The following is a 21,266-nucleotide window of genomic DNA, read 5'->3' as shown; positions in this document are numbered from 1 at the left end:
ACGCCGAGCGGGACGAAGAACCAGAACGCGGCGTACAGCAGTGCGCCGAGGCCGTCCGCCATGATCAGGCCCACGAACACGGCCCGCCGCCGCGTTCGGCCTACCGGTGCGAGGTGTACTCCACCACCTGCTGGAACGTCGGCCGGTTCTGCCAGCTGATCTTGCCGTGCTTGATTCCGCCGAGGGTGCGCTGGACGATCGAGTCGGCACACCACTGGTCACCCGCCGAGCACTGGTCGTCGCCGGGGTACACCTGGGACGCGGTCAGGCCGGCGGCCTGCTTCAGGGTGCTGATCAGGATGTCCCGGCAGGCGCCGAGGCTGCCGCCGCCGCAGTACGTCCGCGCCAGCGGGCCCTGCACCTGCTCCCCGAGCACCGTCCGGATGTCCTTGTCGACATAGCTCCACCAGCCGTACTGGAAGGAGCTTCCGGCGTGCGCACCGGTCGGGCCGTGCGCGGCCGACGGGGACTCGTCGACCGGCAGGTTGGCGCCGAAGGCCGTGTACAGGTCGCTGCCGAGCCCGGGTTCGAACTCGGCCTTCACCAGCAGCGGCCACCAGGCGTCCAGGATGCGGATCGCGTCGGCGTCGGCGTAGGTCTTCGAGCCGGCCGAGGTCTCCGTTCGCCGCGCGCCCGCCGTCACCCACGCGGACAGCTTGCTGACCGCCGCCGCGGCCGTGGGGTCCGTGACCGTCGAGCTGTTGACGACCTGCAGCAGCTTCGGCAGCACGTCCTCGGCCCGCAGGTCGGCGAGCGCCGCGTCCGCCATCGCCCTCGTCAGCGAGGAGCGGGTCACCCCGCCGGCCGCCACGAGCTTCTTCACCCGGTCCTCCAGCAGATCGCCGCGGTGGACCGATCCCTCGCCCCAGGGAGCGGACGCGTAGTCCGCGGCCTGCTTGTTGTTCCAGGAGATGTAGTAGTCCTGGTCGAGGGAGTTGGGGTGCTGGGACGGCGGTGTGTAGTCGGCCGTGTTCGTCGCCGGGTCCCAGCCGCGCCACTCGTAGTCCGGCTGCGCCCACACCGGGAAGTCGGCGTCGACGCCGCTCGCGCGCACCGGGTTGTCGCCGCTGTTGTAGTACGCGGTGTGCCGGGAGTCGGCGTAGAACCAGTTGAACGTGTAGTTGATGTGCTGCACGGCGCTCTGGAAGTCCTGCGGGCCCTTGACGTAGCCGGGGTCGTTCAGCATCTGGAAGCCGATGATCGAGTCGGCCTCGTGCAGGTAGGACGAGCGCAGGGTGGTGTAGGCGACCTTCTTGCCGCCGACGGTCGCGCGGTACTCGACGGGGCCGTACTTCGTCCGCCAGACCCGCATGGTGTACGAGCCGGCCGCGGTTCCGTCGGCGACGGTCGGGGTCCAGGCGTTCTTCTGCTCGATCTTGTCCATGGCGGTGCAGGTGCCGTGGTACAGGTAGTGGTAGTCGTCCTGGCACAGCTCGACGGCGTAGGTGTCGATGATGTCCTGGCCCGAGGTCGTGGCGCTCCACGAGTAGTCCTGGCCGCGGCCCAGTTCGACGTACATGCTCAGGCCGGCGAAGGAGGCGCCGCGGGCGCTGATGCCCGGCCCCTGGATCTCCTGGAGCATGAGCAGCTGGGGCGCGAAGTAGCCGGTCTGCGGCCCGAAGACGGCGACCGGATGGCCGCTCGCCGTGTACTTTCCGCTGACCACGAGGGCGTTGGACATACCGCGTCTGGCGGAGGTCAGGGCGGTGCCGGCGGCGGTCTTCGAGGCGCGGGTGGCGTTCGCGGTGGCCGCGCTGCCGGTGCGGTCGTAGACGAGCGGCTCCTGGGTCACCGAACCGGCGTCGGGCAGAGCCTCGCCCTGCGGGCTGTCGGGCTTCGACGCGTACGGGAAGCGCTCGCCGTTGTGGACGGTGAGGACGGCCTCGGGGTCGTTGCGCTCGCGGAAGGACTCCCAGACCTTGGTGCCCTCCGCCACGCCGTACTGGGACTGGGCGGCGAGCAGGGAGATCGCGTTGTTGACCTCGCCGCCACCGCCGGAGCCGAACAGCGCGCCGATGACGGAGGCCAGCGCGACCATGTCGGTGACCTTGAAGTGCTCGATGGTGCCGGCGTTGGTGATGGCGTCCTTGTGGCCGGTCAGGACGTACTCGCCGGGGAAGTAGCGGCCGCTGTCGGAGGCGTCGATGTAGGCGTTGACTCCGGCGAGGTAGGCGTTGACGTCGTCGAGGGCCTGCTTGCCGCGGTCGCCCGCGGCGGCCACCGCGCGGTCGATCTGGGCCTGCAGATCGGCCTCGGTGTAGGGCGCGTTGCGCCAGAACTGCTGTTCAAGGCCCTGGTTGGCGGCCGCGCCGCCGGCGAAGGAGGTCAACTGGCCGCGTCCGACGTGCCGGAAGACGTCCATCAGCCACAGCCGGTCCTCGGCCGCCGCGTACCCGGCGCCGAACTCGGTGCCGTACCGGGTGGTTCCGGTGATGTGCGGGACGCCCGACTTCTTGTCGCGGACGATGGTCACGTCGCCGCGGCCCGCGGGCTTCTCGGTGGAGGCGACCTGGTCGGACGGGACGCCGAACGACGCGTCGTTGAAGAAGGTGTTGATCTTCGCGTCGGTGAGCCCGGAGTAGCCCGTGGCCAGGTTGGCGTACGGGCCGAGCTGGTCCTCGGCGTGGTCGGGCTGGGTGCCGAAGGCCTGGTTGAGCAGGATCTGGGCGAGGGTGGCGTTGCCGTTCTCGCCGGGCGGAAGGATGTCCGAACACTGGCCGCCGCAGTAGTCGTTGGCGGCCGTGGCGGCTCCGGCCGCCGTGGTGCCCGAGGCCGCCGTCGCGGAGACCGGCGACAGAAGACCGCCTACGAGGAGGCATATCGCGGCGGCCTTGAGGAACTTCGGACCTCTCCGGGGAGTTCTCAGTCTGTCGAGGATGGTGCGTGGGACGCGCTGTGGCATGGCAGCTCCTCCGACGATGAGGGTCCCCCTGCTCATGGGGTCCCCCCGCTCGAGCGAGGCCGAGAGCGGGGGGAGGAACCGAGAGCTTGGGGGAGGGGGCGGGCGCACGTTACCGCCGGTATCCCCCGCAATTGAAGATGAACATGCGTCAACTTTCAATCGTTCGGGAGCCGGCTTGGCGAAGTCATCGAAAAAAGGAGGGAGCCGAATCGCTTGTCGATACGTCTATTCGGCGACGTCCGCAGGACGACGCCGAGGTAACCGAAGGACAGCCGCAGGTGTGACGGAGGTGCAGGGCGATGGCCGGATTCCGCAGTCTGGCGAGACAGGTACGAGATCCGAGGTGCGATCTGGCACTACGGCGCTACTCGCTGCGCAAGTGCCTGGAGAAGTTCGCCCCCTACGGGCATCGGGCGACCTGGGACCATCTGTGCTCCCGGGCCGGGTTCGGTCCCGAGGACCGCTCCCCCGATCCGGCGCGGCTCGTGGCCGCACTGGAGGAGTTGGAGGAGGCCCGCTCCGTCTGGCTCGCCTACGAGGCCGAGTTCACCCAGCGCCGCAGGAAGGAGAAGCACGACGGGCTGCGCAGGCCGGGCAGTGTCGACGACTGGCACCGGCTGACCTGGGGCGGCTTCGGCGTCGCCTGGTGCGACGACCCGCGGGTCCACCCCCATGAGCCGCTGGCCGAGGTGCTGCGCCGGCTCATCGCCGCACTGGAGCGCGAGCCCGGCGCGTCCTGCCCGGTGTGCGCCGGTGAGCGCCTGATATGGCGGTACGACCTGGCCCATGAGCCGTCGTCGGGTCCGGTCTGCACGGACTGCGGCATCATGGTCCCGGGGCCCGTGCTGACACCCGCGGCGCTGGCGGAGGCCCGGCACACACGACTGCTGCTGTCGGCGTGACGACAGCGCCCACGGGCGCGGGGGTGCGCCGGGGATGCCGCACCCCCGTCACGACCCGCGCCGGCCGCCGGCCACACCGTTTCGCCGTACGGATACCGGGTCCTGCCGGGCGCCCGGCCGGTGACGGAGGGACCGGAGGTCGAGTGAGCGCGGGCTGGGGCGATTCAGCGGCCGTCCGCAGCCGTCCGCGAACCGCCGACCCCAGCCGGCGCGCGATCCGGAGACCGCGACCGCATCGTCCCAGGGAGACTCCACCAGATGAGTACGCCACCACCGTCCGAAGCAGAGCAGACAGACAGGGCGCCCGTCCGCCTGGGCGCACTCGTTCCGCTGACGCGCCCCGGTTGGGCCGAGGCAGGCCGCCACCTGCTCGCAGGACTCGACCTGGCCGTACGCGAGGTCAACGACGCCGGCGGGATCGAGGGCAGACCATTGGAGCTGGTGGTCAGGGACACCGCAGCCGCTCCGGAGCGGGCCGCGGCGGCAGTGAATGAGCTGGCCGACCTGGGCGTGGCCGCCGTCGTGGGCGAGTACCACAGCGTGGTCGCCCGCGCCGCCGCCACCCGGGCCGACACCCTCGGTATGCCGTTCCTGTGTTCGTCAGCGGTCCTCGACACGCTCACCGAACAGCCGACACCGTGGGTCGCGCGCCTGGCACCCGCCCAGTCCCACGGCTGGCGGATCTACGCGGACTTCCTCCTCGGCGCGGGCCAACGGCGCATCGCCGTGGCGACCCAGCCGAGCGTCTACTGGGCGTCCGGGACTCGTGTCCTGCGAGACCATATCGCTCCTCACGGCGGCACCGTCGTCGAACTTGACGCCACCGCACTCACCCCCGAGGCTCTGTGCGACGCGCTCGTCGACCACGGCGCAACGGCGCTTCTCCTGCTGGTCGGCCACCCGGAGCCGGCGGTACCGATCGTCAGGGCCGTGCGGGGCGACCGGCGGCTCGCTGAGATCCTGATCGGCGCTCCGGCCGGGCAACCTGAGTTCGCCGAATGGGCCACGGTACTGGGCGGGGAAGGCGCCGGGATCCCGTTCCTGCGCTACCTTCCCGAGCGCTTCAGTCCGCTCGGCCAACGCGTCCGGAAGGAGCTCGGCGAGCAGTTGGGCGAAACACCGTCCTTCGTCGCCTTCGAGGGCTGGGACACCGTCGCCGTCCTCGCCGCGGTGCTGCGTTCCCACGGTACGGACCGCGCCGCCATCGCCGAGTCATGGCCGCGCGTGGCGGTCGAGGGTACCCGCGGGCCGATCCGGTTCACCCGCACACCGGGCATCAGCGTTTGGCAGTGGGCATGGACACCCGTTCAAGTCGTTGATCGAGACCCGGCGCAACCCGATCACTTTCGGATACTCCACGCCGGATGACACGCCCCGCTCGCGGACGAGGAACAGCTGAGCGCCGAGCTCGCGGGTGCATGTCGACCGGCGCGAACCTCCTCCGCAGTCGGGGGGCAGCGCCGGAGGGGCGAACGGGCCGTCTGTCAGAGGGGCATGGCGAAGCACCGGCCACAACAGCCCGGGGCGAGCTCCACGCGCGTGTGCGATGGCATGCCCGGATCAGGAACAGCTGCTCAGCGGTCCGGACCCTGGTTCCGCCAACAGCCGTGAGCCCGACTGCCGTTCGCCGAGGACGTCGTCCGGGTTGGACAGCACGCAGGTCTCCAGGGACAGGCAGCCGCAGCCGATGCAGTCCGTGAGGTGGTCGCGGAGGCGGCCGAGCCGGCTGATGCGCTCGTCGAGCTCGGAGCGCCACGCCTCGGAGAGCCGGGCCCAGTCCTCCCGGGTCGGGGTGCGCTGCTCGGGCAGTGCGGAGAGTGCCTCGCGAATGGTGGCGAGCGGGATGCCGACGCGCTGTGCGGCGCGGACGAAGGCGACGCGGCGCAGCGTGTCGCGCTGGTAGCGACGCTGGTTGCCGGGTGTGCGGCGGCTGCTGATCAGCCCCTTGGACTCGTAGAAGTGCAGGGCGGAGACGGCGGCGCCGCTGCGGGCGGACAGTTGGCCGACGGTCAGCTCATGGATCTTCTCCGGAATCTGGGGCACCCGTCCGAGCCTACCCGTCACGCCTGGGCCCGGTCCGTTGACATGAGCCCCGCACGCAACCATGCTAAGCAGTTGCTTAGGTATCTGATTCATCACGCGAGAGGCCGGGAACATGGCAGAGCCGAGGACCTTCACGTCCGTCGACGCGCTGAAGGCGGCGGTGGGCCAGCATTTGGGGTACACCGACTGGCTGGAGATCGACCAGAAGCGGATCGACCTGTTCGCGGACGCCACGGGCGACCACCAGTGGATCCATGTCGACCCCGAGAAGGCGGCCTCGGGCCCCTTCGGCACGACCATCGCGCACGGCTATCTCACGCTGTCGCTGCTCCCCCTCTTCGGGCCGCAGCTGATCCGGGTCGAGGGAGCGACGATGGGCGTCAACTACGGGACGAACAAGGTCCGTTTCCCCGCACCCGTACCGGTCGGCTCCCGGCTGCGCGCCACCGCGGCGATCACCGGCGTCGAGGACGTGCCGGGCGGGGTACAGGTGGCCGTCGCCTTCACCGTGGAGCGCGAGGGCGGCGACAAGCCGGTGTGCGTGGCCGAGTCGGTCTCGCGCTACTACCTCTGAGCGGGGGCTACTTCCGCGCCCCGACCATCCGCAGCACGAGGTCGGCGTAGAGCGCGCCGACCTCCTCGGGGGTGCGGGGGCCGTCGAGGCTGAACCAGCGGGCCACGTCGATGCACAGGGAGAGCACGGCCAGCGTCGTGCCCCGCACGTCCGGCACGTCGAACTCGCCGGTGGCCACCCCGTCCTCGATGATCCCGCGCACCTCGGCGTCGACCTCGCGGCGCAGGGCGAGGATCTCGGCGCGGGCGTCCGGGCCGAGCGAGTCCAGCTCGTACTGCACGACCCTGGCGGTGGTGCGCCCCCCGGCGTGCCAGCGGACGAAGGAGCTGACGGCGTCGGCGAGCCGCTCGGTCGCGGTGCCCTCGCGCCGGGCGGCCGTCCGCAGGATCTCCAGGGCCTTCTCGTGCCCGATCCGGCTGATGCGGTGGAGCAGCTCTTCCTTGGTCTTGTAGTGGATGTAGAGCGCGGCCGGGCTCATGCCGGCGCGGCCCGCGATGTCGCGGGTCGTGGTCGCGTGGTAGCCGCGTTCGGCGAAGGCCTCGACGGCGGCCACGAGCAGCCGCCGGGCCGCGTCCGGCGTGACCTCGGCCCACGGCTGCGCCTCGGCGCCGCCCGTCTCCTCCGCCGTAGTCATCGCTCTGTCGCCCCTCTCGCCGGCCGGAGTAACACCATACCGCCGAAGGTGAGCGAGCGCTTAGCGCGCCCGCTCGGCGGCGCGGAACCCCCCGTCAGCGGGCGTCAGAACGCCGAGACCCCGGTCAGCGCGCGCCCGATCACCAGCTTCTGGATCTGGCTCGTGCCCTCGTAGAGGGTCATCACCCGGGCGTCGCGCAGGAGTTTGCCTGCCGGGTACTCGTCGATGTAGCCGTAGCCGCCGAAGACCTGGAGGGCGTTGTTCGCGGCCCGCACGGCCGCCTCGGAGGCGAAGAGCTTGGCTTGTGACGACTCGACCGCGAAGGGCAGCCCGCGGTCGATCAGATCGGCGACCCGCCAGGTCAGCAGCCGCGCCGCGTCCACGTCGACGGCGATGTCGCTGAGGAGTTCCTGGACGAGCTGGTGGTGGGCGATGGACCGGCCGAACTGCTCGCGTTCGCCGGCGTACCGGACGGCCGCGTCCAGGGCGGCCCGGGCGATGCCGACACAGCCCGCCGCGACCGACATGCGCCCCTTGGCGAGCGCGGACATGGCGACGGTGAAGCCCTTGCCCTCGGGACCCAGCAGCGCGGAGGCCGGCACCCGTACGTCCTCGAAGACCAGTTCGGCGGTGGTCTGGCCGCGCAGGCCGAGCTTGCCGTGGACGGGGCGGCGGGTGAGGCCGGGGGTGTCGGCCCTCACCAGGAAGGCGGAGACACCCCGATGGCCGGGGGTGTCCGTGGAGCGGGCGAACAGGAGCACGACGTCGGCCCAGGTGCCGTTGGTGATGAACATCTTGGTGCCGTTGACGACGTAGTCGCCGCCGTCGCGGACCGCCCTGGTGGTGAGGTTGCCCGCATCGGAGCCGGTGCCCGGCTCGGTGAGGCCGAAGCAGCCGACGTACGCGCCGGAGGTGAGCCCCGGCAGCCACCGCCGCTTCTGCTCCTCGCTGCCCCAGGCGGCGACGGTCTTGGCGACGAGACCGAGGGAGACCGAGACGATCCCGCGCACGGAGGAGTCGCCTCGGCCCAGTTCCTCGGTCACCAGGCAGTAGGCGAGATGGTCGCCGCCCGAACCGCCGTACTCCTCGTCGATGGTGAGCCCCAGGAAGCCGACCTCGCCCAGCTTCTCGACGATGCCCCGGTCCACCTCCTCGGCCCGGTCCCAGGCGACGACGTGCGGGGTGACCTCGCGGGCCACGAAGTCCTCCGCCAGTCGCCGCACGGCGGTCTGCTCCTCGCTGAGCTCCAGATTCACGACGTGTCACCCCAAGGGAAGGTCCGGGAACGGCGGGAGGGGATCCCGGAGGATCTTCGACATCCGCACCCCTTAAATTAGCAGTGCTAGTTTCTGGGCGCAGCCCTACTATGTGCGCCATGGCCCGACCGCGCAAGCCCCTCCTCAGCACCGACCGCATCGTCGCCACGGCGCGGGCGCTGGTGGACGCGGAGGGTCTCGCGGCCGTTTCCACGCGCCGCCTCGCCGCGGAACTCGGGGTGAGCGGCCCCTCCCTCTACAACCACTTCCGCACCAAGGACCAGATCCTGGAGGCGGTGGCGGACTCGGTGAGCGCACAGGTCGATCTGTCGATGTTCGAGGACGGCCGGCCCTGGCGCAGGGCGCTGCACGACTGGGCGGTCTCCTACCGGGCCGCCCTGCGCGACCACCCGAACATCGTGCCGGTGCTGGCACGCGGCCCCGGCCGCCGCCCGGCCGCGCTGCGCCTCGCGGACGCCGTCTACGGCGCGATGGTCGACGCGGGCTGGCCGCCCGCGCAGGCCACCTCCATCGGCGCGCTGATGCGCTACTTCGTCATGGGCTCCGCGCTCGGCTCGTTCGCGGGCGGCTTCGTGGACGACGCGACGGCGTACGACCCCGGCGACTACCCGCACCTCGGCCAGGCCCACCGCCTCGCCGAGCAGCAGGAGAAGATCGACGAACGGGCCTTCGAGACCGGGCTCACGGCGCTGCTGGACGGGCTGGAGCAGCAGTACCGGCAGATCGGGCGGACCGCGTAGGACGGTCCCCTCTCGCGGGTGTCGCGGGCGCGGCCCTGTGCCGGCACGCCCTGGATGCGGGCCGGTGCGTGCGCATCGGCTCCGAGCGGGCTGTCAAGGTCACGGCGGAGGGCGAACGGGCGCTGTCCGCGCTGGTGGGCATCACGGCGGCGGCGTTGCGGCGAGCCCCGGCATCCTGTCCGAAAACCACGAGCACCCTGCCCTCCGCCCCTCTTAGCCTCTGGAACATGATGAGCGTCTCCCCTTCCCGGACGGCCGCGGGCGCGGCCACGGTCACCGTGCTTCTGTGGGCCTCCGCCTTCGTCTCCATCCGCAGTGCGGGTGCCGCGTACGCGCCGGGTGCGCTGGCGCTCGGACGGCTGCTGTTCGGGGCCCTGACGCTCGGGGTGCTCTGTCTGATACGGCGGGAGGGGCTGCCACCGAGGGCCGCGTGGCGCGGCATCGCGCTGTCCGGGCTGCTGTGGTTCGGCTTGTACATGGTGGTCCTCAACTGGGGCGAGCAACAGGTCGACGCGGGGACGGCGGCGCTGGTGGTCAATGTCGGACCCCTGCTGCTCGCGCTGCTCGGCGCACGGCTGCTCGGGGACCCGATGCCGCCGCGGCTCCTCGCGGGGATGGCGGTGTCCTTCGCCGGTGCCGTGACCGTGGGGCTGTCGATGTCGGGGGGCGGCGGTTCCTCGGTGCTCGGGGTGGTGCTCTGTCTGCTCGCCGCTGTGGCGTATGCCGCCGGGGTCGTCGCGCAGAAGCCGGCGCTGGGGTCGGCCAGTCCGCTGCAGGCGACGACATTCGGCTGCCTCGTCGGCGCGGTCGCCTGCCTGCCGTTCGCCGGACAGCTGGTCCACGACGCGGCCGGCGCGCCCGTGTCCGCGACGCTCAACATGGTGTATCTGGGCGTCTTCCCGACCGCGCTCGCCTTCACGACCTGGGCCTACGCCCTGACCCGTACGACGGCGAGCCGTATGGGGGCGACGACCTATGCGGTGCCCGCGCTGGTCGTCCTGATGGCCTGGCTGTTCCTCGGCGAGGTACCGGGAGCGCTGACGCTCGTGGGCGGATCGCTCTGTTTGGCGGGCGTGGCGGTGTCGCGGTCGCGCCCCCGCCGCCCGGCCCCGGTTCCGGGCCCGCGCACCACGCCCGAGGACCCGCACGCCGCGCCCGACCGGCTGCCGACCGCCGAGTCCTAGAAAACCACCAGCGCCCCCAGGTCGAGGCGGCCCGAGAGCACGTGCCCGGCCAGGACCGGCACGTCCTCGGGGGACGGCCCCGTCGCCCGGTGCGACGTCAGTTCCGCGGCGCCAGGGGCTCCGTCGACGGAGTCGGCCGGCGCGGTGTGTCGGTCGGCAGGAGGTCGACGGGCACGCCGTTGAGCACCGCGTTGCCCGACAGCGGGTCCAGCAGGCTGCCGTCGAGGAGCTGGTTGACGTTGACGCCGGGGTCGAGGGCGGCGTGGCTCATCCGGGTGCCGGGCCGGTCGTGACCCCAGCCGTGCGGGAGGCTGACGACCCCGCGGCGGACGGTGTCGGTGATCTCGACGGGCGCGGTCACCGCTCCCCCGGCGCCCCTGACCCGTACCGGCGCGCCGTCGGCGAGCCCGAGCCGCTCCGCGTCCTCGGGGTGGACGTGAAGGGTGCAGCGGTTGGAACCGCCGGTCAGCGCGGGCACGTTGTGCAGCCAGCTGTTGTTGGACCGCAGATGGCGCCGTCCGACCAGCACCAGCCCGGCGGCGCGCTCGCCCAGGGCCTGCCGCAGGCGCGGCAGGTCGTCCGCGATCGGCCCCGGCAGCAGTTCGACCTTGCCGCTCACGGTCTTCAGCGGCTGCGGCAGCCGGGACGTCAGCGGGCCGAGGTCGATGCCGTGCGGGTGGGCGAGCAGTTCGTCGAGGCTGAGGCCGTCGGGCCGGGCCCCGAACCCGTCGCCGTACGGGCCGAGGCGCAGCATCATGTCCAGTCGCCGCTCGGGGCCGTTCTCCCCGGTGAGCCGCGCGGCCAGTTCGCGGGGATCACGGCCGTGGACGGGCGAGTGGGGCGAGGTGACCGCCGTGCCGAGGGTCTGGTCGATGACCAGGGAGTCGACAGTGGCGGGGTCGGCGCCGTGCATGCCCGTGGCGGCGAGGACCAGCCGCGCCAGGATCTCGGTCTCCGGCATCCGGCCGGGCTCCAGCGGGACGGCGGCGCGGGTGTAGCGGACCTGGTTGCGCACGGCGAGGGCGTTGAAGGCGAAGTCGAAGTGCGGTGCCTGGGAGGGCGGGGGCGGCGGCAGCACGACCTGCGCGTGGCGCGAGGTCTCGTTGAGGTACGGGTCGACGCTGACCATGAAGTCGAGGGTGCCGAGCGCCTTGTCGAGGCGGTCGCCGTCCGGGGCGGAGAGCACGGGGTTGGCCGCGATGACGATGGCGGCGCGGACCGGGGTGCCCTCGTCGGTGGCGGTGTCGATCTCCTCCGCGAGCGCGGAGATCGGCAGTTCGCCCTTGGCCTCGGGGTGCCGGTTCACCCGCGAGTGCCAGCGGCCGAGCGCGAAGCCGCGTCCGGGCCCGGCGGGGCGGGGCGTCTTGTCGGTGGCCGACAGCGGGAAGAGGGCGCCGCCCGGCCGGTCGAGGTTGCCGGTGAGGATGTTGAGCACGTCAACCAGCCAGCTCGCGAGGGTGCCGTGCGGCACGGTGCAGCTTCCGATACGGCCGTAGACGGCGGCGGTGGGCGCGGCGGCCAGCTCCCGGGCGAGGGTCCGGATGGTGTCCGCCTCGACGTCGCACGCCGCTGTGACGGCCTCGGGCGGGAAGTCCCGTACGGCGGCGGCCACGTCCTCGACCCCCTGGACGTGCGGGGCGAGGTGCCCCAGGTCGACGAGGTCCTCCTCGAAGAGGACGTGGGTCATCGCCGCGAGCAGCAGGGCGTCGGTGCCGGGGCGGACGGCGACGTGGCGGTCGGCGAGCCGGGCGGTGCGGGTGCGGCGCGGGTCGATCACGGTGAGGGTGCCGCCGCGGGCCTTGAGCGCTCTGAGCCTGCCGGGGAAGTCGGGGGCAGTGCACAGACTTCCGTTGGACTCCAGGGGGTTGGCGCCGATGAGCAGCAGATGGCCGGTGCGGTCGAGGTCGGGTACGGGGATGGCACCCGCGTCCCCGTACAGCAGTCCGCTGGAGACGTGCTTGGGCATCTGGTCGAGGGTGGAGGCCGTGAAGAAGCTGCGGGTGCGCAGGCCGGCGAGCAGCAGGGTCGGGTAGAGACCGCCGGCCACGGTGTGCACGTTGGGGTTGCCGAGGACGACGCCGACGGCGTGCGGCCCGTACCGCTCGACGACCGGCCGGAGCCCGGCGGCGACGGCGTCGAACGCCTCCTGCCAGGTGGCTTCGCGCAGTTCTCCGTCCCGGCGCACGAGCGGCACGCGCAGCCGGTCGGGGTCGGCGTCGGCGGCGCCGAAGGAGGCGCCCTTCGGGCAGATGAAGCCCTTGCTGAACACGTCGTCCCGGTCGCCGCGGGCGCCGGTGACCCGGGTGCCGTCGAGGGTGAGCGTCAGCCCGCAGGTGGCCTCGCAGAGGGGGCAGACACGCAGAGCGGTGCGGGGCACGGGTCCTCCCGGAGGGTGGCGGCGGTGGCGCACGAACGGGCCGAGCATACCGACCGGTATGGACGGAGGGGAGGGGGCGGCACAAGTCCTCGCGGATCTCCCCGGGGTTCACCGGCGCGGGCAGCCGGTCTCCCGCCCCCCGGCCGTCGTGCCGGCCGTCAGTCCAGGGCCCGCTCCAGGTAGGCCCGCAGCAGCGCGCGTGCCTCCGCGATGATCCGCTCGTCGCCCCCGGGGTCCACCCGGAAGGCCAGTTGGACCAGGGTGTCGGCCGTTTCCACCGCGACCAGGAACATCCGCCGCAGGTCCTCGTCCGGTTCGCGGTCGAGATGCGCCGACAGCAGGCCCGACAGACGGTCGGCGACCCGGTGGTTGGGTTCGGTGTGGCGGGCGCCGACCGGGATCTGGTTGCCGAAGTCGACGAGGGAGAAGCCGGGCGCCGTGCGCTTCATGTCCAGGTACTCGTCGAGCACCGCGTCCATGGCCGCACGCCAGCCCCCCGCACCCTCCGCGTCCGCGAGGCGGCGGGTGACGCGCTCGGTGTAGCGCTCCAGGTTGCGTTCGGCGAGGGCGTCGACCATCGCCCGCTTGTTGCCGAAGAAGCGGTACACGGAGCCGATGGGCACGCCCGCGCGCAGGGCCACGGCCCGGGTGCTCAGGGCGTCGTAGCCGACCTCGTCGAGCAGTTCGGCACAGGCGTCGAGGATCCTGGTCAGTCGTTCCGCGCTACGGCGCTGGACGGGCGCACGGCGCAGCGATGTCGCGTGGGGCACGGGCTTCATGATGCCTCTCCGCCGGGGGCCGGTGAACCTCGCCCGTCGGTACGCAGTGGAGTGGCCCCGGCACTCATCCACACGTCGTGCGGGTCCGGACGAGGGGCTACCGCCTCTCCCGCAGGACGGTGATGACGCGCTCGCACCAGTCGCGGTTGCCCTGTTCGAAGGCCAGACCGCGCAGGCACGTCAGATACGGGCCGATGCGGTGGCCGTGGCGCAGGAACTCCTCCTCCGTACGGTCACCGCGCATGCCGCGGAGCAGCTTGCCGAAGAGGTCGATCTTGGCCTGGGCGAAGGCGACACGCTCGGTGAGCCGGGCGATCAGGGTCGCGGTGTCGACGTGGTCGGCGGCCTGGACCTTGACGAGCAGGTCGTCACGGATGAAGGAGGGCTTCGCGGACGCGGCCGTGAACTCCTCCAGCTCCGCCAGCCCGGCATCGGTCACATGGAACAGGCGCTTGGTGGGGCGGGTCTCCTGGACCACCGCCCGGCCCGCGATGAGCCCCTCCTTCTCCAGGCGGGTCAGCTCGGCGTAGAGCTGCTGCGGCTGGGCGTGCCAGAAGTTCGCCACACCGAGGTCGAACGCCTTGGTCAGCTGGTATCCGCTGAGCTCCCCGTCGAGCATTGCCGCGAGCAGGGCGTGTCGTAGCGCCACCGGACCGCCTCCTTCACCCCTCTGTCGCCGGACGCACACTCATGATAGTCATGAAAATGACTAATCACATCCATGACTATGGAAGGTGAGTGGGCGATGAACGCTGCCGACCGATTCCGTACCGCCGTCGACAACCGGGACCTCACAGCTCTGGACGACCTGTTCGCCGAGGACATCCGCTTCTACAGCCCCGTCAAGTTCGCCCCCTTCGAGGGCAAGCCGATGGTGCTGGGCCTCTTCGGGGTCCTGTTGCGCACATTCGAGGATTTCCGTTACATCGGCCGGTACGCCGGCACGGCTCAGACCAGCACCGACGGCACGTCCGCCCCGTCGGAGGTGCTGCTCTTCCGCGCCAGGGCGGGTGGCAAGGAGATCCACGGCATAGACCTGCTGCACTTCGACGACGACGGCCGGATCAAGGAGTTCACCGTCATGGTCCGTCCCCGGTCCGCCGTCCACGCCCTCGGCGAAGCGGTCCTCGCCGGCCTGGTCGCGGACGGCCTCGTACCGGCGCCCTCCGGTCGGTGACTTCGGCGCCCCCGGCTCCCCCTTGCGCGCCGAACCCGCGAATCCTACGGTGATGCATAGGAATCAGCGACGAGGGAGCGGCGATGAGCGGGGACGCGAGGAAGACCGCGGAGGGACTGGAGGGACTGTCATATCTCTCCGGTTTCGGCAACGAGCACAGCTCGGAGGCGGTCCCGGGCGCACTGCCCGAGGGCCGCAACTCCCCGCAGCGCGCCCCCCTCGGGCTGTACGCGGAGCAACTGAGCGGTACGGCGTTCACCGAACCGAGGGCGCACAACCGCCGTTCGTGGCTGTACCGCATCCGCCCCTCGGCGGCCCACCCGTCGTTCACCCGCAGCGACAACGGCACGCTCCGCTCGGCGCCCTTCACGCAGACGGTGCCCGACCCGAACCGGCTGCGCTGGAGCCCACTGCCCGAGCCGGCGGCGGGGACGGACTTCCTCGCCGGGCTGTGGACCCTGGGCGGCAACGGCGACGCCACCCAGCGCACCGGCATGGCCGTGCACCTCTACCACGCCAACGCCTCCATGGACCGTGTCTTCAGCGACGCCGACGGCGAACTGCTGATCGTGCCGGAGCGCGGCGGGCTGCTGCTGCACACCGAGTTCGGGATGCTGCACGTGGAGCCCGCCGAGGTGGCGCTCATCCCGCGCGGCGTCCGCTTCCGCGTGGAGTTGCTCGGCACCGGCTCCGAGGGCGGGCAGGGCCCGGCGGCGCGCGGTTATGTCTGCGAGAACTACGGCGCCCCCTTCCGCCTGCCCGACCTCGGCCCGATCGGCGCCAACGGCCTGGCGAACGCCCGTGACTTCCGGGCGCCGGTCGCGGCGTACGAGGACGTCGAGGGACCGGTCGAGGTGGTGAACAAGTTCTGCGGCAACCTCTGGACGGCCGTCTACGACCACTCACCGCTCGATGTCGTCGCCTGGCACGGAAACCATGTGCCCTACGTCTACGACCTGCGCCGCTTCAATGTGATCGGCACCATCAGCTACGACCACCCCGACCCGTCGATCTTCACGGTGCTGACCTCGCCGAGCGACACCCCGGGCCTGGCGGGCGTCGACTTCGTGGTCTTCGCGCCCCGCTGGCTGGTGGGCGAGAACACCTTCCGGCCGCCGTACTTCCACCGGAACGTGATGAGCGAGTACATGGGGCTCGTCGAGGGCGCCTACGACGCGAAGGCGGAGGGCTTCGTACCGGGCGGGGGCTCGCTGCACAACATGATGTCGGCGCACGGTCCCGACCGGGAGACGTTCGAGAAGGCCGGCGCGGCCGAGCTGCGGCCGCACAAGATCGACGACGGGCTGGCGTTCATGTTCGAGACCCGCTGGCCGGTGACCCTGACGCCGCAGGCAGCCCGCGCCGAGCACCTGCAACAGGGGTACGACGGCGTGTGGCAGGGCCTCGAACGCCACTTCCGCCCGTTGCGCTGAACGCTGCCGACCGGTACGGATAGCCCGTGACCTCCTTCGCCCCCGACTCGATCGTCCTGAACCGCAAGCTGCCGCTCTGGTACCAGGTGTCGCAGTCGCTGCGCGCCTCGATACTCGGCCGCTCGACCCAGGACCCGCTGCGCCTGCCCACCGAGGAGCAGCTGGCGGGGCACTACGGGGTGAGCGTGCTGACCATGCGGCAGGCGCTGAAGGAGCTGGAGGACGAGGGACTGATCAGCCGCCACCGCCGGCGCGGCACGTTCATCGAGCCCAGCGCCAGGAGAGGCGCCCCCGTGCGCCTGCTGGGCTCGGTGGACGCGATCGTGGCCCAGCAGTCCGGTATGACGACCGAGCTGCTGGACCGGGGCACGGGGCCGGTGCCGCCCGAACTGGCGGAGCACTTCCCGGATCTCGCCGAGGTGGCGACGTATCACCGGCTGCGCAGCGACGAGAAGACCGGCGAGCCCACCAACCACGCGCGCAACTACGTCCGTCCGGAGCTGGCGGACCGCATCGACCGCGAGGACCTGGTGCGCTGGCCGATGACCAAGGTGCTGCGGGACGTGGTGGGCGCGGACATCAGCCGCATCACGGACACGGTCGAGGCGCGGCTCGCGGACCCGGAGACGGCACAGTTGCTCGACGTCCCGCTGCTCAGCCCGATCCTGCACTACACGGGGGTCACCTACGACACCTGCGGGCAGGCCCTGGACGTGGCGGTGATCCACTACCGGGGAGACCGCTTCTCCTTCACGGTCACCCTCGAGGCCACCTGAGCACGTCGTACGATGCCCGGCGTGACGCACGACGACGCTCCGCTGCTCGCGGACCTCATGCCGTGGTCCGTCGCACCCGTGCGGCCGGGCCGTGCCTGGCCGTCGGCGCCCGACGCGGCCTGTCTGACGGCGCGGTGGGACGCCTTGCTGTCGGCCGAAGGGCCGGGCCGTGAGGCGCTGTTCGAGCCGACGCGCTCCCGCACGCCGCACTCCGCGGTCGGCCGGCTGCCCGGCCAGTCCAGCGGGACGGAGAAGCTGGCGCGCGCCGTCGGCCCCTGCCCGGAGCCGGTCCGTGTCCTGGCGGCCCCCTTCGACGAGCAGTGGCTGATCCCCGACCACCGCCTCATCGACGCGGCCCGGCCCGAACTGTGGCGGGTCGCGGACGAGCACCAGGTCTTCGTCGTGGAGACGGCGGCGGGCACGGGCGGGCCCGCCCTGCTCGCGACGTCCCTGCTGCCGCTCCTGCGCCCCGGCCGCATCCGCCCGCTGTACCGCCGCCCCGGCGGCGCGGAACCCAATCTGGCGCCCGGTCTGCTGGAGCACCTGCACGGCCGGCTGGGCCTGAGGCCCACCCCGGTGGACGTTCTCGCCTGGATCATGGCGATGGTGCGCCCCGGTCCGGAGGGGCTCGCCGTCCCCCTCACCGCCGCCCCCGAGCACTTCTTGCGTGGCGTGGAGCTGGGCCGCCGCATGCTGTGGCTGATGCGCCGCGACGGCGAGCGCCCCAAGCTGCCGGGCGGCCGCCGCCCGTACGTCCGCGCCCCGCTGCCCTCCCGGCCCGGGACCCTGCGCTACGACCCCGATGAGGAGACCCTCCACCTCGACGAGGGCCGCATCTCCCCGGTGCCGCCTCAGGCCTGGGAGTTCGAGGCGGGCGGGGTCCGGGTCCTGGAGCAGTGGTTCGCGGCCCGCACCGCGCAGGGGCAGCCCGGCACGCTGACGGCGATCCGCCCCGGGACCTGGCCGCAGGCATGGACGTCGGAGCTGCTGGAACTGATCACGGTGCTGGCGCTGCTCGCCGAACTGCTGCCGTCGCGTGCGGAGGTGACGCTGGGCGAGCCCGTCACGGCCACGGAGCTGCGCACGGCGGGCGTGTGGCCGGTCCCGGCCCCGGCGCGCCGCCCCGCCTCCGTGCTCGACCACCGCGAAGAGGGCCCCGAGGGGCAGTTCGCGCTGCTTTAGAGGGCGCGTTTCGCACGTCCCCTCCGGCCGTGCGCGCGGCCCCGGCGACGGACTGCTGACAAGGCCGCCCCCCGCGGGTCATGATCCCGCCCATGGACCGTCTTGCTCTGCCCCTGGAGGGCCTCACCGTCGTCGCCGTCGAACAGGCCGTCTCGGCCCCCTTCGCCACCCGCCAGCTCGCCGACCTCGGGGCCCGGGTGATCAAGGTCGAGCGGGTCGACGGCGGTGACTTCGCGCGTGGCTACGACACCGCCGCCCACGGTCTGGCCTCGCACTTCGTGTGGTGCAACCGCGGCAAGGAATCGATCGCCCTGGATCTGAAGGATCCCCGGGGTCTGGACGTCGTACGGCGGCTGGTCGCGGACGCGGACGTGTTCGTGCAGAACCTGGCCCAGGGGGCGGCGGCCCGGCTCGGCCTGGACGCGGCCACCCTGTGCGCGGCACACCCGCGGCTGGTGGCCGTGGACATCTCGGGCTACGGGACGTCCGGGCCGTACGCGGACAGGCGGGCGTACGACATGCTCGTGCAGTGCGAGGCGGGGCTGGTCTCGGTGACCGGGACGCCCGGGCAGCCCGTCAAGGCGGGCATTCCGGCGGCCGACATCGCGGCGGCCATGTACGCGTTCTCAGGAGTGCTCGCGGCACTCGTCCGGCGGGGCACGACCGGACGCGGCGGACCGGTGGAGATCTCCATGCTGGAGGCCCTGGCGGAGTGGATGGGCCATCCGCTGCACCACACGATGCATGACGGCACGCCACCGGCGCGCACGGGTCTGGCGCACGCCGTCATCGCCCCTTACGACGCCTATCCGACGGCGGACGGCGGCCGGGTGCTGCTGTCCGTGCAGAACGACCGGGAGTGGCGGCGGCTCGCCGAGCAGGTGCTGGGGCAGCCGGAGCTGGGGGACGACCCGGCGTACGCCACGAACGCGGCGCGGGTCGCCCACCGGGAACGCACGGACGCGCTCGTCGGAAAGGCGCTGGGCACGCTGGACGCCGACGAGGCGATGGCCCTGCTGGAGCGGGCGGGCATCGCCTGCGCGCGGCTGAGGGATCTACGGGAGCTGGCCGGGCATCCGCAGCTCGCGGCGCGGGAGCGGTGGCGGGAGGTGGGGACCGAGGTGGGGACGCTCCGGGCGCTGCTGCCACCGATCACGCTGCCGGGCGGGGACGAGGCACGGATGGGGGACGTGCCCGCGCTCGGGGAGCACACCGAGGCGCTGCTGCGTGCCGTGGGGATGACGGACGACGAGATCGCAGCGTTGCGCCGGGACGGTGTGGCCGCCTGAGCGCGGGCCCTGGGAGCCGCGTCGCGGGCGCCGTGAGGAACGCCGAAGCGCTCAGCGTCCGGCGAACAGCGAACGACGCAGACGGCGCAGCGGCGCGAAGAGCGAGACCTTGCTCACGCGTGCGCCCCTTCCGCTGCGATCGTGCGCGGCGTCACGTGCGGTCAGCTCGCGCATCAGGGACGTCGCCTCTGCCGTCTCGCGCTGCGGTACGGCAGGACCTGCCAGCACCGCGAGATGGCGGTCAAGGCGCGCACTGGTCGCACTGCTCCCGCAGGTGATCGCAGGGACCCTCGCCCTGCTGCGCACTGTTATCTGTTCCATGTCACTCCCCACCCGTACAAGTCCACCCGGCCCGGGCAGGCTAACCCTATCGCTCCCTCGGGGCACGCGTGTATCACGGGCTCAGGATTCACCTTCTGCACAAGGGGGTTGACCACTATTCTCCGACTACTCTCCGAATCCGACGGATTGCAGGGCGAGTTGGACAACTGGCTGGCCGGTGGGCTGCGCTGAGCCTCCGTCGGGCTCCACGGTCACGGCGAGTGACGTCGCCGCCTTGCTCAGGCCGCTCGCGACCAGGGGGGTGTCGCCCTGGAACAGTCCGAGGGAGCGCGGTCGCACGTCAGGGCGCATCAGCCAGAGCTGATGCACACGCCCGCGCGGTGGTGCATCGAGTCCGCTGAGGGTGACGACAGCGCGCCCCTCGGACACGGACGCGACTACTCCGATTCCCCGGCCCCCGGTGTCCCGGTCGTGGGTCGCACGCGCGTCGGGGGCGGCGAGAACGTGGGCGATCTCACGTGCCTGCGCACGCTCGGCGTCGAGTCTGTCCTGCGTCTTCGCCGCCTGCACCGCGAAGAACGCGGCGGCGACGAGGGCCGCCGCGGCCGTGGCGGTGGTGAGCGGGCCGAGGAGAGGGCGCGTCCGGGGCGCACGGGCGCGGGCGGGCGCCGGAGCGGCTCCCCAGACATACGGCGGCAGATGCGGTGCGCGGGCCCAGGCCGCGCCGGACGCGGGCGCGGGGTCCTGCGGGGTGGTGCGCACGGCGGTGAGCACGCGGTCGCGCAGACCGGGCGGAGCCGGCGCGCTGGTGGACCAGGCGAGGCGCACGGCGTCCTCGGACAGGGCCCGCACCTCGGCGGCGCAGCGCTCGCAGCCCGCGAGGTGCTTCTCGAAGCGCGTCCGCTCGGCGGGTTCCAGGGCGTCGAGGGCGTAGGGGGCCGCCAGGGAGTGCGGGGCCTCGCGGCGGAGCAGACGGCCGAGGACGCTCATACGGCTCCTCCCAGGCATTCGCGCAGCCGGGTGAGTCCGTCGCGCATCCGCGTCTTGACCGTGCCGAGCGGCAGTTTGAGCCGCTCGGCCACCTCGCGGTACGTGTAGCCGTCGTAGTAGGCGAGCGTGACGGACTGGCGCTGCAGGGCGGTGAGCCGGTCCAGGCAGCGGCGCACCCACTCCCGCTCCAGGCCGGCCTCCACCTCCTCGGCGACATGGTCGAAGGCGGGGTGATGGGCGCGCCGCGCCTCGCGCTGCTCGCGTTCACCGGCGGCGCGGGCGCTGCGTACCCGGTCGACGGCACGGCGGTGGGCCAGGGTGAGGATCCACGACAGGGCGCTGCCGCGGCCGGGGTCGAACCGGGCGGCGGAGCGCCACAGTTCGAGCAGCACCTCCTGGGCCACCTCCTCCGACTGCGCCGGATCCCGTACGACCCGGCGCACCAGGCCGAACACCGGCCCGGACACCAGTCCGTACAGTTCCTCGAAGGCCTTTTCGTCACCTTGGGCCACGAGGACCACAAGCTCGTCCGCCTCCACTCGTCACCCCCTCCGCCGCCGCACACGTCCCGCTGTGGCACACACCGTGCCCACCCCTTCGGAAGGGATACGGATCGGCGGGGCGAAAACGGGCTCTCCTGCCGCATGCGTGGGTGCCCTGACCAGCCCTGATACGGGAAACACGCCGTCTCCTGCCATCCTTTGAGTTCTCTAGGCTCAAGTTGG

Annotated in this window: 20 protein-coding genes; 10 read left to right on the top strand and 10 right to left on the bottom strand. The window is 72.2% G+C overall.

The features are described from left to right. Positions 1-100 precede the first annotated feature (100 nt). On the bottom strand, positions 101-2,902 hold the full coding sequence (locus ACWD5Q_RS33080; RefSeq protein WP_451430774.1) for a penicillin acylase family protein: 2,802 nt from the start codon (positions 2,900-2,902) through the stop codon (positions 101-103). 299 nt (positions 2,903-3,201) lie between these two features. On the opposite strand from ACWD5Q_RS33080, the gene ACWD5Q_RS33075 reads away from it, so the two are divergent. Further along, positions 3,202-3,804 carry a hypothetical protein gene (locus ACWD5Q_RS33075; protein WP_451430773.1) on the top strand — a complete coding sequence of 201 codons (603 nt, stop codon included), beginning with the start codon at positions 3,202-3,204 and terminating at the stop codon, positions 3,802-3,804. A 258-nt stretch (positions 3,805-4,062) separates the two neighbouring features. Beyond that, complete coding sequence (locus ACWD5Q_RS33070) at positions 4,063-5,172, top strand: ABC transporter substrate-binding protein (RefSeq protein ID WP_451430772.1); 1,110 nt, start codon at positions 4,063-4,065, stop codon at positions 5,170-5,172. A 192-nt stretch (positions 5,173-5,364) separates the two neighbouring features. Here the strand turns inward: ACWD5Q_RS33070 and soxR are convergent, their stop codons facing one another. Further along, positions 5,365-5,847 (bottom strand): redox-sensitive transcriptional activator SoxR, encoded by a 483-nt coding sequence (gene soxR / locus ACWD5Q_RS33065; RefSeq protein ID WP_451430771.1) that lies wholly within the window; start codon positions 5,845-5,847, stop codon positions 5,365-5,367. 112 nt (positions 5,848-5,959) lie between these two features. Between soxR and ACWD5Q_RS33060 the strand changes: the two genes are divergently transcribed. Beyond that, the gene (locus tag ACWD5Q_RS33060) at positions 5,960-6,421 is read left to right on the top strand and encodes a MaoC family dehydratase (RefSeq protein ID WP_451430770.1); all 462 of its coding nucleotides are present in this window, start codon (positions 5,960-5,962) and stop codon (positions 6,419-6,421) included. Positions 6,422-6,428: 7 nt separating this feature from the next. Here ACWD5Q_RS33060 and ACWD5Q_RS33055 read toward each other — a convergent pair whose 3' ends face one another. Both ACWD5Q_RS33055 and ACWD5Q_RS33050 read right to left on the bottom strand, forming a co-directional pair. After that, a complete protein-coding gene (locus ACWD5Q_RS33055) occupies positions 6,429-7,055 on the bottom strand; it encodes a TetR/AcrR family transcriptional regulator (protein WP_451430769.1) in 627 nt (208 codons plus the stop codon). A gap of 104 nt (positions 7,056-7,159) precedes the next feature. After that, entirely contained in the window at positions 7,160-8,311 is a 1,152-nt protein-coding gene (locus tag ACWD5Q_RS33050; RefSeq protein ID WP_451430768.1) for an acyl-CoA dehydrogenase family protein, read from the bottom strand. A gap of 119 nt (positions 8,312-8,430) precedes the next feature. On the opposite strand from ACWD5Q_RS33050, the gene ACWD5Q_RS33045 reads away from it, so the two are divergent. Together ACWD5Q_RS33045 and ACWD5Q_RS33040 are read left to right on the top strand one after the other, a co-directional pair. Then, positions 8,431-9,072 carry a TetR/AcrR family transcriptional regulator gene (locus ACWD5Q_RS33045; protein WP_451430767.1) on the top strand — a complete coding sequence of 214 codons (642 nt, stop codon included), beginning with the start codon at positions 8,431-8,433 and terminating at the stop codon, positions 9,070-9,072. 230 nt (positions 9,073-9,302) lie between these two features. After that, positions 9,303-10,256: a DMT family transporter gene (locus tag ACWD5Q_RS33040; protein ID WP_451430775.1), complete on the top strand. Its 954-nt coding sequence runs from the start codon at positions 9,303-9,305 to the stop codon at positions 10,254-10,256. A 97-nt stretch (positions 10,257-10,353) separates the two neighbouring features. On the opposite strand, the gene ACWD5Q_RS33035 is transcribed toward ACWD5Q_RS33040, so the two are convergent. From ACWD5Q_RS33035 to ACWD5Q_RS33025, 3 genes are all read right to left on the bottom strand, one after another. Further along, on the bottom strand, positions 10,354-12,633 hold the full coding sequence (locus tag ACWD5Q_RS33035) for a molybdopterin oxidoreductase family protein (protein WP_451430766.1): 2,280 nt from the start codon (positions 12,631-12,633) through the stop codon (positions 10,354-10,356). 158 nt (positions 12,634-12,791) lie between these two features. Further along, the gene (locus ACWD5Q_RS33030) at positions 12,792-13,412 is read right to left on the bottom strand and encodes a TetR family transcriptional regulator (RefSeq protein ID WP_451430765.1); all 621 of its coding nucleotides are present in this window, start codon (positions 13,410-13,412) and stop codon (positions 12,792-12,794) included. A gap of 97 nt (positions 13,413-13,509) precedes the next feature. After that, complete coding sequence (locus tag ACWD5Q_RS33025) at positions 13,510-14,061, bottom strand: PadR family transcriptional regulator (protein ID WP_451430764.1); 552 nt, start codon at positions 14,059-14,061, stop codon at positions 13,510-13,512. A gap of 96 nt (positions 14,062-14,157) precedes the next feature. Here ACWD5Q_RS33025 and ACWD5Q_RS33020 point away from each other — a divergent pair, with 96 nt between their 5' ends. From ACWD5Q_RS33020 to ACWD5Q_RS33000, 5 genes are all read left to right on the top strand, one after another. After that, entirely contained in the window at positions 14,158-14,589 is a 432-nt protein-coding gene (locus ACWD5Q_RS33020; RefSeq protein WP_451430763.1) for a nuclear transport factor 2 family protein, read from the top strand. 83 nt (positions 14,590-14,672) lie between these two features. After that, positions 14,673-16,022, top strand: coding sequence for a homogentisate 1,2-dioxygenase (gene hmgA, locus ACWD5Q_RS33015; RefSeq protein ID WP_451430762.1), 1,350 nt, complete (start codon positions 14,673-14,675; stop codon positions 16,020-16,022). A gap of 26 nt (positions 16,023-16,048) precedes the next feature. Beyond that, positions 16,049-16,798: a GntR family transcriptional regulator gene (locus ACWD5Q_RS33010; RefSeq protein ID WP_451430761.1), complete on the top strand. Its 750-nt coding sequence runs from the start codon at positions 16,049-16,051 to the stop codon at positions 16,796-16,798. A 12-nt stretch (positions 16,799-16,810) separates the two neighbouring features. Continuing rightward, complete coding sequence (locus ACWD5Q_RS33005) at positions 16,811-17,980, top strand: type ISP restriction/modification enzyme (RefSeq protein ID WP_451430760.1); 1,170 nt, start codon at positions 16,811-16,813, stop codon at positions 17,978-17,980. Between the two features lie 92 nt (positions 17,981-18,072). Then, a complete protein-coding gene (locus ACWD5Q_RS33000) occupies positions 18,073-19,269 on the top strand; it encodes a CaiB/BaiF CoA transferase family protein (protein WP_451430759.1) in 1,197 nt (398 codons plus the stop codon). A 51-nt stretch (positions 19,270-19,320) separates the two neighbouring features. On the opposite strand, the gene ACWD5Q_RS32995 is transcribed toward ACWD5Q_RS33000, so the two are convergent. From ACWD5Q_RS32995 to ACWD5Q_RS32985, 3 genes are all read right to left on the bottom strand, one after another. Continuing rightward, entirely contained in the window at positions 19,321-19,590 is a 270-nt protein-coding gene (locus tag ACWD5Q_RS32995) for a hypothetical protein (RefSeq protein WP_451430758.1), read from the bottom strand. A gap of 126 nt (positions 19,591-19,716) precedes the next feature. After that, positions 19,717-20,541, bottom strand: coding sequence for an anti-sigma factor (locus tag ACWD5Q_RS32990; RefSeq protein ID WP_451430757.1), 825 nt, complete (start codon positions 20,539-20,541; stop codon positions 19,717-19,719). After that, positions 20,538-21,080, bottom strand: a complete 543-nt coding sequence (locus ACWD5Q_RS32985; protein WP_451430756.1) for a sigma-70 family RNA polymerase sigma factor — start codon at positions 21,078-21,080, stop codon at positions 20,538-20,540. The genes ACWD5Q_RS32990 and ACWD5Q_RS32985 overlap by 4 nt, the downstream gene beginning before the upstream one ends. Between the last annotated feature and the right edge of the window lie 186 nt (positions 21,081-21,266).

Source organism: Streptomyces sp. NPDC002513, assembly GCF_053595355.1.
The sequence above is the reverse complement of the archived record's forward strand: the minus strand, read 5'-3'. Positions and strand labels throughout refer to the sequence as shown.